Genomic DNA, 13,707 nt, shown 5'->3' with positions numbered 1-13,707 from the left:
TGTTGTCGGAGTAAATTATGAAAAGACCCAGTATAAGTATGTTGCTGTTAACTTGCATTGTCGCTCTTTTTGCCGGTTGTTCCTATGTAGTGGAAGACGAGAAGGGATCATCATTCAACACGATCAACCTGCCCGACCAGAAGGTGGTAGCGGGCGTAGTATCTCGCAGCAAGGATCAGGGAGCCCGGCCCAAGGAAGTGAAAGAGTTCACGGATGCGGAATTCACAGCGCTTTTGGAAGAGCTCAGCCAGCCTCCTTGCGAACCGCACGAGATTTGTCCAGCCCTAAACGAAGCGTCGCTTGTTCGTGATTACGGCGGGTTTTCCGGGGTCGCAACCGAACCGGTTGTCAGGGTTGCGAACAACAAAAACCTGTTCGGCACAAGGACACTATCGGTCAAGGGGCAGATATTGGACAAATGTCTGCATGATCCCACGTTAAGCGGGTATTATTATTCGGTCGGCGCAGATGGGCCGCCTTCGAAGCCAAGCGGTAACCTTCGTCTCTGTGTCTTGATGCGAACTGCAGTCTCGCGCACTGGAAGGCTAACGCCAGCAGTTCGTTACCAGTACTTCCACGTCGAGGCCAAGAACGCCAGATGGGAAGTAAAAAAACCTGAGGACAAGGAAAAAGGCGTATTTCATGAAGCTTTTGATGCGACAGAACTGAAGGTCAGCGCCGATATGGCGAAGCCGTTTGAATACAAGCTTTATGCCGCGAAAAAGGACATCAAAATCGTTACCTACTGGGAAGCGAACTGGGAGTTTGGCAAGGGCCGCGCGAAATGGGAGGACAAGGATCCAAGTAAGTTTGCGCCTGGCAATCAGAGACGTATTTCACTGATCTTCGCGAAAAACGAAACCGCCTGTATCGACATGATGTTCAAGAAAGAAACAGGCGTACCAATGACGCTAAAACCCGATGCCGCGGCTGGTGTCCACTATTGCCTCGGTCGTTGTTCAAAACCGCCCATCGTGAACACGCGCTGACAGAGCGGTGAGTTTGGCGACCCTGTCGCGCGTTGCGTGTTTCAGCCGGCGCCGTTTTTTCTACTTCGCGAACGTTGCATTTGCCCATTTAGGCGAGCCGGCATGAACTTCCATGTCGAAGGCTCCACCAGCGATGTCCCGTAGAAAGCTGGATATAACTACGCACGTGAAGGGTCCTGTGCGGGGCTTTTCTCGCTTGGTCGTCCTTCATCTGGCTTTGAAATGCACGCAACGCAGAGGCGTCTGTGAACCCATGCCGGACTTCAAGAAACTGGGAGCCGGTGTAGCAGATCCGCAGGCGATCATTCTGATCGAAGGAAAGAACGCGAGTAGGAAGGTCCAGACCTGCTCGCATGTTCTCTTTCAGAATGGGCGTGTGACCCACACCTGCTCGAAAACGCACACGGCCTGCATATGAGGACCGATATCACACCGGGTTGGACATCTGATTATCGTGGTTTCGATTTGGTAAAGGTAGACAATCTGCCTTAGCCGCGCGTGTTGATAGCTGATCGCGGCTATGATGCTGACAAAACACGTAGACAGATGAATAATCGAGATGTGATGACCCAGATACCGATGCTGAAAATCATATAGATGCGCGTTGGTGTCGACCGTTCACTCCACCGGCCGCGAAATCGGGTCTCGCGCTGCTTTTACAGGCTCAAAAACGCTCGACGTGTTGCGACCCGCTACCACAAGACCGCAGAGAGCTTCCTCGGATTCATAGACATTGAGTCCAACCGACTTTGGCGTCGCCATTTGTCAACATGAACTAGTCGCCAGTTCTCTTGATTTACGGCGTAAGTCGCGATCACTACCGCAGGTCACAAAGCCCAAAGCGCCATTCGCTGCGCTCACATAAGCGCATCTCGTTTTTATCGATGCCTCAATTTTGGCGTGCGAGAAGAATTGACCTATCGCGTCGCATCCAAACCCGGTGGAACGCCCTTGCAATAGCCGCCCGCACAAAACACACCTGCGTTTGGCAGCGACGCCGGCACGGAAATGTCAAAACCATTAACCTTATCCACGAACCAAATGTCGATACAGGCATTCCCTACAATCAGGTATGCAGGGTTGTTGGGCGGCAGCGCCGTGCCGTCAATTTGCATAAGTACAAGCTGAATTCCCGTTCCTCTTGCAATAAATCGCTGCTGATACGAACCACCATTGGGCGGCGGGTTTGAAAAGCCGCCTGATTCTTCGACTTTCAGGCTTTGGCCATTCACATTGAATACCCACCGCACATTGATTGGGATGCCCTCTATGTCGTTCGTAAGTAGATTACGACATAGGACAAACTTGGTGGTTCTTATGTCGAATTGGCCACGACCAAGGCCCTCGTTCGCGTCTTGATCAAAAGCGTACTGGACGGCAGTCATGGAACTGCGACCCAAAATAGCCGTTTTGTAGATTTCCCATTTGTTATTTGGATTGCCCAGATCTGGTGGGGCAGGCGGAAGCGCCTTACACTTTTCTGCGCCGATGTCAGAAACTGTTAGCATTTCTATCGCTGCCGCGGCTTGCACTCCACCACCGTTCAGTTCTTCATCTTCAAAATACCCGAGTGAGTCACCAAGTGCTTCCAACCCAGGGTTATCACTTTGTCTCAGAGCATTGATAAAAGCATCTTCGTTCAATGATCTATAACCATCCTCCTCCGAAGCATTTATCGCAAGTGCGGACTCGGAGCTTAGGCCCAACTCGCTTATTTGGTCGGAAAGCTCTTTTAGGTCAAAAAACTTCTTTATGTGGTTACCTTCAGAATCTTTTTCCTCGGACAGATAGCTGTAGAAAACACTTGGCACCGTCACGATTTCGTTGTCCTGACCGCGAACATCCGTCGCAATGGACAATGAAACCAATAAACACATCGGAGTTCCGTAACGAGCCTTGCTAAAAAAGGCTGCGCAAAGACTACTGATCATAAAACCCTCCCGGAAAAACTTAACGACAAAAAAGCAAAGACTTAAAAACAACAGCTATCAGCTGAGTGCGCTTGAACGGCAAAACGTTCACGCAATGAGCAAACCGCTATAGCGGTGTAAGGTTAGCACAATTCAGCATTCGCTGCACTGGATTTGTAGCAGTGCGACGTACAGTTGCCGCTTGGGCACTTTGTTTTCGCCGGAAGCTTCATTCTTAGCAACTAAACCAAGTAAACTGCCAAACACAGCATCAGATGTAAAAATTATGGTGATTTATTCGGCAATAACGCGAAGCTCAGCCTCGTCTCGTGCCGCTAGGCCGAGAACTATGATTTTGGGCTAGACCATGCGTGGTGTGTTGAGCTTTCCAAATTGCTTGGTCTCGTGTGCCAAACAAATGCGCAGAGCTAGGCCCATAGTGTGCTTCGTCAAGTGATAGAAGCGGTCACATCACCGACAAGAGCACGATCGCTTTGAAAGCATTTAAAAGCGTCCAGCCTCTTTGCTCTAAGAATTGATTGGGTTCAGCGGCATCATAGCCGCCACGCAAGATGCGCGCAAAATGCAGCGTCCGCTGCGGTTTCATTCGCCCCCGTGCCGTTATCGTATCTGACCTGAAAACCCCGAACAATTTCGCGTTTCAAATCGTTCCATCCTTTCGGTCTGGAGTTGGGAAGGCTGGCAATGGTGACCCTCCCGGGCCGCTCCTCTTGCAGGCTTTAATTCAGTACAGTCGCTCAGAATCTTCTCGAAGAGACTCCGGACTTTTTTGTATGCCTCTAACTTGACGTTTCCAGACACTTTTTTAACTGCCGGTAAAGCTCTACCGCTTCTACGAATAGGTTGTTAACTTCCGTGTCATTGTTTTGTGCTCGCACTTGGAATGCTGAAATGCAAAAAAGCAACCGCCAGCAAAACGGTTCAACGCACGTGTTGCGACGATCCGTTGTAATCACCGCCTATACCTGGCATTTCAGTTGCGTTCGGCATCGGTGGTTGCGCCCTCCCGCAAGCAATTGGGTCGAACAAAGCACCGAACAGACCGCCGCAGGGCGGCTTTGTTCGTTTTGAATCTCAACCAACGCAAATACACCGACAGTTCCTCGACAAGTTTAATCGCATACTTCCGTTCTAACGGGATCAACTTGATCTCCGATAGACAGCTGCGAATGATGGATGTCGTCTCGGCTTCTGTGCATTGAGCATTCAACGCTTCTTTTCAAAGTTAACTTGATGATTGTCGATGACTGAAGGCGGCTTTTGCGACGAAAGTTGTTAAGTGTCATTCATTAAACGCTATAGGTCGCAACCAGACAATCTGGTGCGATGTCTGCATCAGATACAAACGTTTACCGGAACTCCAATCTCAGAATGGCAACATTTCAAACTGCCTATTCGAAGCGGTCTAAGTACGTTTTCGATTTGTCAAATTTTGTGTTGAAGGAACCCTTATCAAAGGTCTGAGACGGCATCGGCGCAGATGGTAAGCCGGCAAAGACTACGTTTCACACGACCAAGTTACTCGCAGCGAGTCAATGCGTTACGGAAAAATCAAGAAAACGTAGTTGAAGTAACATAATGCTTGCTGCGAATCGATGAGAGGCTTATTAACCGACCTATCGGTCACTTAATGATGTGAATTCAAATTCGGAGTAATCGACCTATGGACGCCTTTATCTGCGACGCCCAGCGCACCCCGATCGGACGATATGGTGGTGGACTAAGCCAGGTGCGCACAGATGATCTTGCCGCCCTGCCAATCGCTTCGCTTGTCGCGCGTAACCCACAGGTGGATTGGTCCAGTCTGGACGACGTGATTTATGGCGATGCGAACCAAGCCGGTGAAAGCAACCGCAATGTGGCGCGGATGGCGGCATTGCTGGCAGGGCTGCCGGTGGATGTACCGGGAACGACAATCAATCGGCTCTGCGCGTCTGGCATGGATGCGGTGGGCATGGCTGCGCGCGCCATCAAGGCTGGGGATTATGACATGGCGATCGCGGGTGGGGTCGAAAGCATGTCGCGTGCGCCATTTGTGATGCCCAAGGCAACATCCGCCTTTGCTCGTGCCAATGCCGTTTACGACACCACGATCGGCTGGCGCTTTGTGAACCCGAAAATGGAAAAGGAATTTGGTATCGACTCGATGCCCGAAACAGCGGATAACGTAGCGGAAGCTTATGGTATCAGTCGCTCCGATCAGGACGCGTTTGCCGAACGCAGCCAGGCCCGCTGGGCCGCGGCGCACCAGACCGGGGTGTTTCAGGAGGAGATCACCCCGGTCACAATCCCACAGCGCAAAGGTGACCCGGTGGTGGTCGACACGGACGAGCATCCGCGACCGGGGACTACAGCAGAGAAACTGTCTGGCCTAAAGGGCATCAACGGGGTGGACAAGACTGTGACCGCTGGAAACGCCTCGGGTGTTAACGACGGCGCGGCGGCGATCCTGATGGCAAATGAAACTGCTGCGGCAAAGAACGACCTGACCCCGATTGCCCGTGTGGTTGGCATGTCCGTTGCCGGGGTGGAACCGCGCGTGATGGGCATCGGCCCGGTTCCAGCCAGCCGAAAGGTGCTTGCACGGGCTGGGCTCAGCATCGATCAGATGGATGTGATAGAGTTGAACGAGGCGTTTGCCTCGCAGGGCCTTGCCACGCTGCGCGAACTCGGGGTGCCCGATGATGCGCCGCATGTGAACCCAAATGGCGGGGCAATCGCCATTGGCCACCCGCTTGGAATGAGCGGTGCGCGGCTAGTGATGACTGCTGCCTATCAACTGCGCCGCACCGGAGGCCGCTACGCGCTCTGCACCATGTGTGTCGGGGTAGGGCAGGGTGCCGCACTTATTCTTGAACGTGTGTAAGGGAGGAGACCTCACATGTACGCTCAGATGATTAAAACAGCCGGATCCGGCGTGAAATCCCGCGAGGAGATGACCGAGCAGGAGCGCGCGTTTCAGGACAAGATCGACGCCGATATCAAGATCGAGCCCAAGGATTGGATGCCCGACGACTATCGCGCGACACTGATCCGTCAAATTGGCCAGCACGCACATTCTGAAATCGTAGGCCAGCTGCCCGAAGGAAACTGGATCACCCGAGCGCCAACGCTGGAGCGCAAGGCGATCCTGCTGGCCAAGGTGCAGGATGAGGCCGGGCATGGGCTGTATCTCTATTGCGCGGCAGAAACGCTGGGTGTCAGCCGGGATGAGATCACCGAGATGCTGCTGGACGGGCGCATGAAATACTCGTCGATCTTCAACTACCCGACCCTGAACTGGGCCGATATCGGCGCGGTCGGATGGTTGGTCGATGGTGCCGCGATCATGAACCAGGTTCCGCTGCAGCGGACGTCCTTCGGACCATACTCGCGCGCAATGATCCGCATCTGCAAAGAAGAGAGCTTTCACCAGCGCCAGGGCTATGATGCGATCCGCAAGATGGCAGAGGGTACGCCAGAACAGCGTAAGATGGCGCAGGATGCAATAAATCGACTGTGGTACCCGTCGCTGATGATGTTCGGGCCGTCGGACAAGGAAAGCGTGCATTCGGCGCAATCCATGGCGTGGAAGATCAAGATCAACACCAATGACGAGCTGCGCCAGAAATTCGTGGATCAGACCGTGCCTCAGGCCGAATATCTGGGTCTGAGTATCCCTGACCCGGACCTGAAATGGAACGAAGAACGGGGCCATTATGATTACACCGACCCGGACTGGTCCGAGTTTTTCGATGTGATCAAGGGCAACGGCCCCTGCAATGTCGACCGGCTGGCCGCGCGTAACAAGGCGTGGGACGACGGTAAATGGGTTCGCGACGGGCTGCTGGCTCATGCCCGCAAGAAACGCGCTGCAAATCTGGCTGCAGAATAAGACTGCCCTGAGGAGGATACCAAATGAACAATGAATGGCCCCTGTGGGAAATCTTCATCCGCGGACAACATGGCATGAGTCACCGCCATGTTGGATCGTTACACGCCCCGGACGCGGAAATGGCGATCAAGAACGCGCGCGATGTCTACACGCGCCGCAACGAAGGCGTTTCGATCTGGGTGGTTGAGGCCAACAACATCTCGGCCTCATCGCCCAGCGACAAAGGTCCGCTGTACGAGCCCAGCGAAAGCAAAGTGTACCGCCATCCAACCTTCTTCGATATTCCCGAAGAAGTGGGGGCGATGTAATGAGTGTTCCGGTTTCCAATGACGCTTTGCTGCAGTTTCTGCTTCGGATGGGGGACAATACCCTGATCCTCGGCCATCGCGTCAGCGAATGGTGCGGTCATGCGCCTGTGCTGGAGGAAGACATCGCGCTGGCCAATACCGCGCTGGACCTGATCGGTCAGACTCAGATGTGGCTGGGTCTTGCGGGAGAGATCGACGGCGGCAAATCCGCCGATGATCTGGCCTTTCTGCGCGACGCCTGGGATTTCCGCAATGTGCTGCTGGTCGAAGTGCCGAACGGCGACTTCGGCCGCACGCTGATGCGTCAGTTCCTGTTTGATGCTTGGCATTCGATCATGCTGGGGCATCTGATGAAATCCTCTGACGAACGTGTCGCGGCGATCGCCGCCAAGGCCAGCAAAGAAGTTAGCTATCACCTCGAACGTTCGGGCGATACGGTTGTGGGCCTCGGCGACGGGACCGAGGAAAGTCATGCCCGCATGCAAGAGGCGCTGGACTATCTCTGGCCATATGTCGGCGAGATGTTTGCCAGTGACGATGTTGATGCAGAAATGGTTGCGGCGAGGATTGCCCCGAACCCGGCAGATCTGCGCGCAGAATATGACGCTCTGATCGAGCGTGTGCTGTCCGAGGCGACACTAACCATTCCCGAAAGCCGCTTTGCCCATAAGGGCGGGCGCGACGGTCGCATGCATACCGAGCATCTAGGACATCTTCTGACACAGATGCAGTGGCTGCAGCGCGCATATCCCGGCGCGAAGTGGTAAGGATCAATGCGGGCTTCAACGGATCAGGTGTGGGAATGGCTGGACGCTGTACCAGACCCTGAGATTCCGGTGATCTCGGTCGTCGATCTGGGCATTGTACGCGATGTGCGATGGGATGATGACACTCTGACGGTTACCGTCACGCCGACCTATTCAGGCTGCCCGGCGACCTCGGTCATCAGCATGGATATCGAAACTGCACTGCGTGATCATGGAATCGACGATCTGCGGATCGAGACAAGTATCGCACCGGCTTGGACCACCGATTGGCTCAGCGACAAGGGCCGTGCTCGGCTCGAGGATTACGGCATCGCCCCGCCGCAGCCTGCAGGTGGACCTGAACGCTGCCCACATTGCGGTAGCAAGGCGGTTGAAAAGGTCAGCCAGTTTGGCTCGACCCCTTGCAAGGCCCATTGGCGCTGCACCGACTGCCTGGAACCTTTTGACTATTTCAAGTGCATCTGAGGGAGGATCACCGGATGGCACGCTTTCATGATCTGGAAGTTACCGATGTTCACAAAACCATCCGCGATGCGGTGGTCGTGACGTTGAAACCTGTAAACGGTTCAGCCGATGAATTCGACTTTACCCAAGGCCAGTACCTGACCTTCCGCCGCGATTTCGACGGGGAAGAACTGCGCCGGTCCTATTCGATCTGCGCGGGCAAGGATGAGGGCATTCTGCAGGTGGGGATCAAGCGCGTGGATGGCGGCGCATTCTCGACCTGGGCCAACTCCGATCTAAAGGTGGGCGATACGGTGCAGGCGATGCCGCCGATGGGCAGCTTTTACACCGCAATCGATCCCTCCGCCGAAAAGCATTATCTGGGCTTTGCGGGTGGGTCGGGCATCACGCCGGTTCTCTCGATCCTGAAGACGACGCTTGCCCGAGAACCACATTCGCGGTTCACATTGGTATATGCCAACAAGGGCGTGAACACGATCATGTTCCGAGAAGAGCTTGAGGACCTCAAGAACCTCTATATGGGGCGTCTGAACGTGATCCATATTCTGGAAACAGACGCGCAGGAAATCGAGCTTTTTACCGGTCTGGTCACGCAAGACAAATGTGCCGAACTTTTTGAACACTGGATCGATATTCAGAACGTCGACACGGCTTTTATCTGCGGCCCCGAGCCGATGATGCTGGGCATTGCCTCAGCCCTGCGGGCGCATGGGCTGAACGACGGGCAGATCAAGTTTGAACTCTTCGCCAGCGCTCAACCCGGTCGGGTCAAGCGCAAAGTGAGCGGGGCGGACACGGCGTCTCAGGACAACCAGACCAAAACATCAATCACCATGGACGGGGCAACGCAAACGATCACCATGTCGAAGGATCAATCGATTCTCGATGCCGCGTTGGAGAATGCGATGGACGCGCCTTACGCCTGTAAGGCCGGGGTCTGTTCAACCTGCCGCTGCCGAGTGCTTGAAGGCGAGGTCGAGATGGTCGCCAATCACGCATTGGAAGACTACGAAGTCGAGAAAGGATACGTCCTGAGCTGTCAGGCCTATCCGATGACCGACACCGTTGTCGTGGACTACGATCAGTAGACGGAGGGAATGATGGCTGAAGACATGACAATCGAGAGCTATTTGGCAGCGGGTGGTGTCCTGAGTAATCCAACCAACGTGCCTCCGCGCTATCGTGCAGAGCTCATGAAACTGATGGCGACCTTCGTGGACAGCGAACTGGCCGGCGCAGCGGGCTTTGCCGACATCATAAATCTGGGCCCGGGCATCAAGGAACGCATCGCGGCGGCCAAGATTGTGCTGGAAAAGACCGACAACGCAGATCGTGTCCTGAAAATCATGGGCGAGTTCGGAGCCAACACTGACCGCTATGCAAATCACCATCCCTGGACCACACGTCTGGATCGTGATGCGGATATCGGGGCTACGCGGTCCGAACACGACATGCGCCTTGCTGTATTCAACTATCCGATCGAAGGATGGGAAGATGCCGTGGTTATGAACCTGCTGATGAGCCAGGCGGTTGACGTCCAACTCGCCCAGTTTTCGCAGATATCCTATCAGCCTCTGGCCGAGGCCTTCCGCGAGATTTCCCCGATCGAGGCGCGCCATGGGGAGCTTGCGCTTGAGGGTGCGGGCAAGCTGATCGAACAGGGAAAGGCTGCAGAAATGCAAGCGTCGGTCGACTATTGGTGGCCCCGGGTCGCGGCAAGTTTTGGGGCGGGCACAGCCGAGAAAACCGAAACGCTCCGCAAGCTGGGGCTGCGGCAATTAACCGGGATTGAGATGAAAGATCAGTGGACAGTAAAAGCGACCGAACAGGTCGAAAAGCTGGGACTTGAAGTACCCTAGCTTTCAAGGTTGGCGTTTGCGGCTCAGCAACCCATACTTCACGGCCAAACCGCGAAGCGTGCGACGCTTTCGCCGATCTTTCTTCAATGACTGCCGGGCTTTAGCACCACATTTCCGATTGAACTCAAAAACGTCAATCACCCGCTCGGCGCAGCCACAGGCTTCGCCCAGACCTACTTTGGCGAAATAGAATTTATCGAAACGATCAGGGCGTTGCATGGGTAACATCCGCCCTTATTGAACCTCATCCTGACCGCAGAGCCAAATCAACTCTGTGCCAACAAGGGTTCAAAGGCCATCAACACCTGATAATGTCAGATTGCTTACCAACGCGGCGTAATCGCTGCGCGCGTTGGCATCCGCCCCGGCATTCCACATGTAGAACCAGTTCAACATTCCGAAAACGGACATGGTCGTGGCCCGAAGCTTGGCCGCATCATCCTTGAAAGTTGCAGGCGAGATGCTGGCGATGATGTCACTGACGAACACCACCAGATCCCGCTGATAGCCACGCAGCAGATTCTGCTGCTCTTCGGGCAATGCGGACATGCCGCTGGTTTGCACGCGATGCTCATCATCCACGCCTTGATAGGCCAGTAGGATTTCCCGCACCACCCGTTTCAAGCGATCCGCGGGTTCCATCCCGTCAAGGTCCAAGCCGCAAACCTGGTCACGCAATTGCAGCAGGTAACTGTCGAGAATATCAAACAGAATGGCGTCCTTGCTGTCGTAGTAGTGATAGATATTGGCCTTGGATATCCCGCACTCCCGCGCCAGCTGAGACATTGACGCCCGATCAAATCCTTCCTGCGCGAAGACGCGGGCGGCGCATTTCAGGATGCGTGTTCGTTTATGGTCGTGGTCTTTTGCTATCGTGCGCGCCAAATCCTGACCCTCCGTCTGTCGCTTAGCTGTCCCGATTGTCAATCACGCGCCGGGCCTTGCCCTGTGAGCGTTCAACCTCGCCCGGCTCGCCTATATCGATCTCGGTCGAGATGCCAACCACCTCTTTAATCCGGCGAGATAGCATCCGAGCAGCGGCGGTTTTGCTCAGCTCATCGGCTGCATCCGGCGTTGCTTCGACATGCACGCGCATCGCGTCCATCCGGCCAGCTTTATAAAGTTCGATCTGGTAGTAGGGCGCCAGACCGCCGGTTGCCAGAACCTGCTCCTCGATCTGACTGGGGAAGACGTTGACACCCCGCAGAATGATCATGTCATCCGAGCGGCCCGTGATCTTTTCCATCCGACGCATCGACCGCGCCGTGCCGGGCAAAAGCCGCGTCAGGTCACGGGTGCGATAGCGGATCATCGGAAGACCTTCTTTGGTCAGCGTGGTAAAGACCAGTTCACCAATCTCACCATCAGGCATGACCTCGCCGGTCTGCGGGTCGATGATTTCGGGGTAGAAGTGGTCTTCCCAGATCACGGGCCCGTCTTTGGTTTCGACGCACTCATTGGCGACGCCCGGTCCCATGATCTCGGACAGACCGTAGATATCGACGGCATGCATATCGAATGCTTGTTCAACCTCGGAGCGCATCGAATCCGTCCAAGGTTCAGCGCCAAAGACGCCGACAGCCAAGGAACTTTCGCGCGGATCGAGTCCAATCTTGTGATACTGCTCAAGAATGTTCAGCATATAGGATGGTGTTACCATAATCCCGTCAGGTTTGAAGTCAGTGATCAGGTCGACCTGCTTGCCGGTCTGCCCACCGCTCATCGGGACGACCGTGGCCCCCAGACGTTCGATTCCATAATGCGCGCCCAGGCCGCCGGTGAACAGGCCATAGCCATAGGCGTTGTGCACCATGTCGCCCCGGCGCAAACCGCTGGCACGCAACGACCGCGCCACCAGATCCGCCCAATTATCGATATCGCCTTGCGTATACCCCACGACGGTTGGCTTGCCCGTGGTTCCCGACGAGGCATGAACACGAATGATCTGCTCACGCGGGACTGCAAACAGACTAAAGGGATAGTTTTCCCTCAGATCGTTTTTGTAGGTAAACGGAAACCGTGCCAGATCACTGAGGGACTGAAGGTCGTCAGGATGCACACCGGCCTCATCAAACCGCTGCCGGTACATAGGCACGTTGTCATAAGCATGGCGCAGCGACCATTTCAGCCGATCCAACTGTAGGTTGCGGATTTCATCAATCGAGGCGATCTCGATCGGATCAAGATCCGCCTTGTTCGGAGTAAGATCCTTCATGCCATCCCCCTCATCTCAGGTCTCGTCAAACACCGGGCCTTTGACCGCGCGGGAAAAGCCCCGAAATTCTGCGATCTTTTGTCCGGCTTGGTTGGTTATGGATACGTCATAGATGCCGCTGCGCCCTGTCAGGCTCAGTTCCGTTGCGCGGGCCGTCAGCAGATCACCGGATCGCGCGGGCGCGACGTAGCTGATCACATTGTGCTGGGCGACTGTGGACTGGTTGCGACTATTGCAGGCAAAGGCAAAGGCGCTGTCGGCCAACATGAATGTCACGCCGCCATGGCAGATCCCGTGCCCGTTGCAGTGATGGTCAGCCACCTGCAACGCCAGCGTCGCAGCGCCTTCATCCATCTCCACCAGTTCCATGCCTGCCCATTTCGAGGCATTGTCCCGCCCCCACATGGCAGCAGCGGCTTTCTGGGCGCGTTCCTTCGGCGTCATCTCATTCTCCCCGAAATACTGGCGCACGCTTTTCCAGAAACGCAGTAACGCCCTCGGCATAGTCGACGCTTTCGCCGCAGGTTTTCATTGCGTCCGCCTCAATCTCGAGATGATCGGTCAGGGTATTCGTGGCAGCCGCCTGTATCGTCTGTTTCGTCAGGCCAAGTCCCAGCGTTGGACCATTGGCGAACTGTTCCGTTAGCGCGCGCGCCTCGGTCATTAGTTCAGCGTCTGGAATTGCTTTCCAGATCAGCCCCCAATCCGCAGCCTGCTTTGCTGGCAGGGGTTGCCCAGTCAGGGCCAGCCCTTTGGCTCGGGCTTCACCCAGCAAACGTGGCAGATGCCAACTGCCGCCGGTATCAGGGATCAGGCCCACTTTGGAAAATGATTGGATAAACTTGGCGGAGTCAGCGGCAAGTACCACATCACAAGCCAAGGCGAGATTCGCACCCGCCCCGGCGGCAACGCCATTGACGGCGCAGACAACAGGTAATTCCAAGGACCTGATCAGGCGGACCAAAGGCGCGTAGAAGGTGCGAACCGTATAGCCCAAATCCGGCGGACCCTCCATCGTGGCAGGGTTTCGATCGCCCAAATCCTGCCCTGCGCAGAACCCGCGCCCCGCGCCGGTTAACAGCACCGCTCGTGCACCACCGTCACGCGCGGCCTCAAGTGCAGCGCGCAGGGCATAGTGCATCTCATCCGTGAAACTGTTCAGGCGATCAGGGCGATTGAGTGTAATTTCAACCCATTGACCCATATTCTGCGAAATAATCGTGTCGGACATGCCCGGTTCGCTTTTCATAAGTTACAACAAACTTCTTGCATAAACCGAACGGTTGGTCAATAAATTCT

The 13,707-nt window shown here is 55.2% G+C and carries 15 protein-coding genes and 1 pseudogene; 9 read left to right on the top strand and 7 right to left on the bottom strand.

Annotated elements, in window-relative coordinates:
* Nucleotides 1-38 precede the first annotated feature (38 nt).
* Nucleotides 39-989: a hypothetical protein gene (locus ACRZ96_RS20590; protein WP_480815040.1), complete on the top strand. Its 951-nt coding sequence runs from the start codon at nt 39-41 to the stop codon at nt 987-989.
* 384 nt (nt 990-1,373) lie between these two features.
* Nucleotides 1,374-1,763: pseudogene (locus ACRZ96_RS20585) on the top strand (transposase); the annotation flags it as partial.
* A 143-nt stretch (nt 1,764-1,906) separates the two neighbouring features.
* Here ACRZ96_RS20585 and ACRZ96_RS20580 read toward each other — a convergent pair.
* Complete coding sequence (locus tag ACRZ96_RS20580; protein WP_170515268.1) at nt 1,907-2,920, bottom strand: hypothetical protein; 1,014 nt, start codon at nt 2,918-2,920, stop codon at nt 1,907-1,909.
* Nucleotides 2,921-3,365: 445 nt separating this feature from the next.
* Nucleotides 3,366-3,506, bottom strand: a complete 141-nt coding sequence (locus ACRZ96_RS20575; protein WP_480572382.1) for a hypothetical protein — start codon at nt 3,504-3,506, stop codon at nt 3,366-3,368.
* Between the two features lie 1,077 nt (nt 3,507-4,583).
* Between ACRZ96_RS20575 and pcaF the strand changes: the two genes are divergently transcribed.
* The 7 genes from pcaF to ACRZ96_RS20540 are packed head-to-tail and all read left to right on the top strand — an operon-like array spanning nt 4,584 to nt 10,193.
* Nucleotides 4,584-5,786, top strand: a complete 1,203-nt coding sequence (gene pcaF / locus ACRZ96_RS20570; protein ID WP_480815039.1) for a 3-oxoadipyl-CoA thiolase — start codon at nt 4,584-4,586, stop codon at nt 5,784-5,786.
* Between the two features lie 15 nt (nt 5,787-5,801).
* Nucleotides 5,802-6,794, top strand: a complete 993-nt coding sequence (gene paaA / locus ACRZ96_RS20565; protein ID WP_170397736.1) for a 1,2-phenylacetyl-CoA epoxidase subunit PaaA — start codon at nt 5,802-5,804, stop codon at nt 6,792-6,794.
* Between the two features lie 23 nt (nt 6,795-6,817).
* Nucleotides 6,818-7,102, top strand: a complete 285-nt coding sequence (paaB, locus tag ACRZ96_RS20560) for a 1,2-phenylacetyl-CoA epoxidase subunit PaaB (protein WP_170404692.1) — start codon at nt 6,818-6,820, stop codon at nt 7,100-7,102.
* Nucleotides 7,102-7,869: a 1,2-phenylacetyl-CoA epoxidase subunit PaaC gene (gene paaC, locus ACRZ96_RS20555; protein WP_170734231.1), complete on the top strand. Its 768-nt coding sequence runs from the start codon at nt 7,102-7,104 to the stop codon at nt 7,867-7,869. Before paaB ends, paaC begins: the two co-directional genes overlap by 1 nt.
* A gap of 6 nt (nt 7,870-7,875) precedes the next feature.
* The gene (gene paaD / locus ACRZ96_RS20550) at nt 7,876-8,334 is read left to right on the top strand and encodes a 1,2-phenylacetyl-CoA epoxidase subunit PaaD (protein WP_170511230.1); all 459 of its coding nucleotides are present in this window, start codon (nt 7,876-7,878) and stop codon (nt 8,332-8,334) included.
* Between the two features lie 14 nt (nt 8,335-8,348).
* Nucleotides 8,349-9,422 carry a 1,2-phenylacetyl-CoA epoxidase subunit PaaE gene (gene paaE / locus ACRZ96_RS20545; RefSeq protein ID WP_170424496.1) on the top strand — a complete coding sequence of 358 codons (1,074 nt, stop codon included), beginning with the start codon at nt 8,349-8,351 and terminating at the stop codon, nt 9,420-9,422.
* Between the two features lie 12 nt (nt 9,423-9,434).
* Nucleotides 9,435-10,193 (top strand): Phenylacetic acid catabolic protein, encoded by a 759-nt coding sequence (locus ACRZ96_RS20540; protein WP_170397722.1) that lies wholly within the window; start codon nt 9,435-9,437, stop codon nt 10,191-10,193.
* Nucleotides 10,194-10,196: 3 nt separating this feature from the next.
* Here ACRZ96_RS20540 and ACRZ96_RS20535 read toward each other — a convergent pair whose 3' ends face one another.
* From ACRZ96_RS20535 to paaG, 5 genes are all read right to left on the bottom strand, one after another.
* Nucleotides 10,197-10,412, bottom strand: a complete 216-nt coding sequence (locus tag ACRZ96_RS20535) for a hypothetical protein (RefSeq protein WP_170397719.1) — start codon at nt 10,410-10,412, stop codon at nt 10,197-10,199.
* Nucleotides 10,413-10,481: 69 nt separating this feature from the next.
* Complete coding sequence (locus ACRZ96_RS20530; protein ID WP_170397716.1) at nt 10,482-11,078, bottom strand: TetR/AcrR family transcriptional regulator; 597 nt, start codon at nt 11,076-11,078, stop codon at nt 10,482-10,484.
* 22 nt (nt 11,079-11,100) lie between these two features.
* Nucleotides 11,101-12,408 (bottom strand): phenylacetate--CoA ligase PaaK, encoded by a 1,308-nt coding sequence (paaK, locus tag ACRZ96_RS20525; RefSeq protein WP_480815038.1) that lies wholly within the window; start codon nt 12,406-12,408, stop codon nt 11,101-11,103.
* A gap of 15 nt (nt 12,409-12,423) precedes the next feature.
* Nucleotides 12,424-12,852, bottom strand: coding sequence for a hydroxyphenylacetyl-CoA thioesterase PaaI (gene paaI, locus ACRZ96_RS20520; RefSeq protein ID WP_170397710.1), 429 nt, complete (start codon nt 12,850-12,852; stop codon nt 12,424-12,426).
* Nucleotide 12,853: 1 nt separating this feature from the next.
* Complete coding sequence (paaG, locus tag ACRZ96_RS20515; RefSeq protein ID WP_170424494.1) at nt 12,854-13,639, bottom strand: 2-(1,2-epoxy-1,2-dihydrophenyl)acetyl-CoA isomerase PaaG; 786 nt, start codon at nt 13,637-13,639, stop codon at nt 12,854-12,856.
* Nucleotides 13,640-13,707: the final 68 nt, after the last annotated feature.

It is taken from the genome of Ruegeria sp. CF1 (assembly GCF_056537445.1).
This window is presented reverse-complemented; position numbering and strand designations above follow the sequence as displayed.

What these genes read in the sequence shown, in the direction of transcription:
- ACRZ96_RS20590 (WP_480815040.1), top strand. Translation starts at nt 39, where the DNA reads ATGTTGCTGTTAACTTGCATTGTCGCTCTTTTTGCCGGTTGTTCCTAT.
- ACRZ96_RS20580 (WP_170515268.1), bottom strand. Translation starts at nt 2,920, where the DNA reads ATGATCAGTAGTCTTTGCGCAGCCTTTTTTAGCAAGGCTCGTTACGGA.
- ACRZ96_RS20575 (WP_480572382.1), bottom strand. Translation starts at nt 3,506, where the DNA reads ATGAAACCGCAGCGGACGCTGCATTTTGCGCGCATCTTGCGTGGCGGC.
- pcaF (WP_480815039.1), top strand. Translation starts at nt 4,584, where the DNA reads ATGGACGCCTTTATCTGCGACGCCCAGCGCACCCCGATCGGACGATAT.
- paaA (WP_170397736.1), top strand. Translation starts at nt 5,802, where the DNA reads ATGTACGCTCAGATGATTAAAACAGCCGGATCCGGCGTGAAATCCCGC.
- paaB (WP_170404692.1), top strand. Translation starts at nt 6,818, where the DNA reads ATGAACAATGAATGGCCCCTGTGGGAAATCTTCATCCGCGGACAACAT.
- paaC (WP_170734231.1), top strand. Translation starts at nt 7,102, where the DNA reads ATGAGTGTTCCGGTTTCCAATGACGCTTTGCTGCAGTTTCTGCTTCGG.
- paaD (WP_170511230.1), top strand. Translation starts at nt 7,876, where the DNA reads ATGCGGGCTTCAACGGATCAGGTGTGGGAATGGCTGGACGCTGTACCA.
- paaE (WP_170424496.1), top strand. Translation starts at nt 8,349, where the DNA reads ATGGCACGCTTTCATGATCTGGAAGTTACCGATGTTCACAAAACCATC.
- ACRZ96_RS20540 (WP_170397722.1), top strand. Translation starts at nt 9,435, where the DNA reads ATGGCTGAAGACATGACAATCGAGAGCTATTTGGCAGCGGGTGGTGTC.
- ACRZ96_RS20535 (WP_170397719.1), bottom strand. Translation starts at nt 10,412, where the DNA reads ATGCAACGCCCTGATCGTTTCGATAAATTCTATTTCGCCAAAGTAGGT.
- paaK (WP_480815038.1), bottom strand. Translation starts at nt 12,408, where the DNA reads ATGAAGGATCTTACTCCGAACAAGGCGGATCTTGATCCGATCGAGATC.
- paaI (WP_170397710.1), bottom strand. Translation starts at nt 12,852, where the DNA reads ATGACGCCGAAGGAACGCGCCCAGAAAGCCGCTGCTGCCATGTGGGGG.
- paaG (WP_170424494.1), bottom strand. Translation starts at nt 13,639, where the DNA reads ATGTCCGACACGATTATTTCGCAGAATATGGGTCAATGGGTTGAAATT.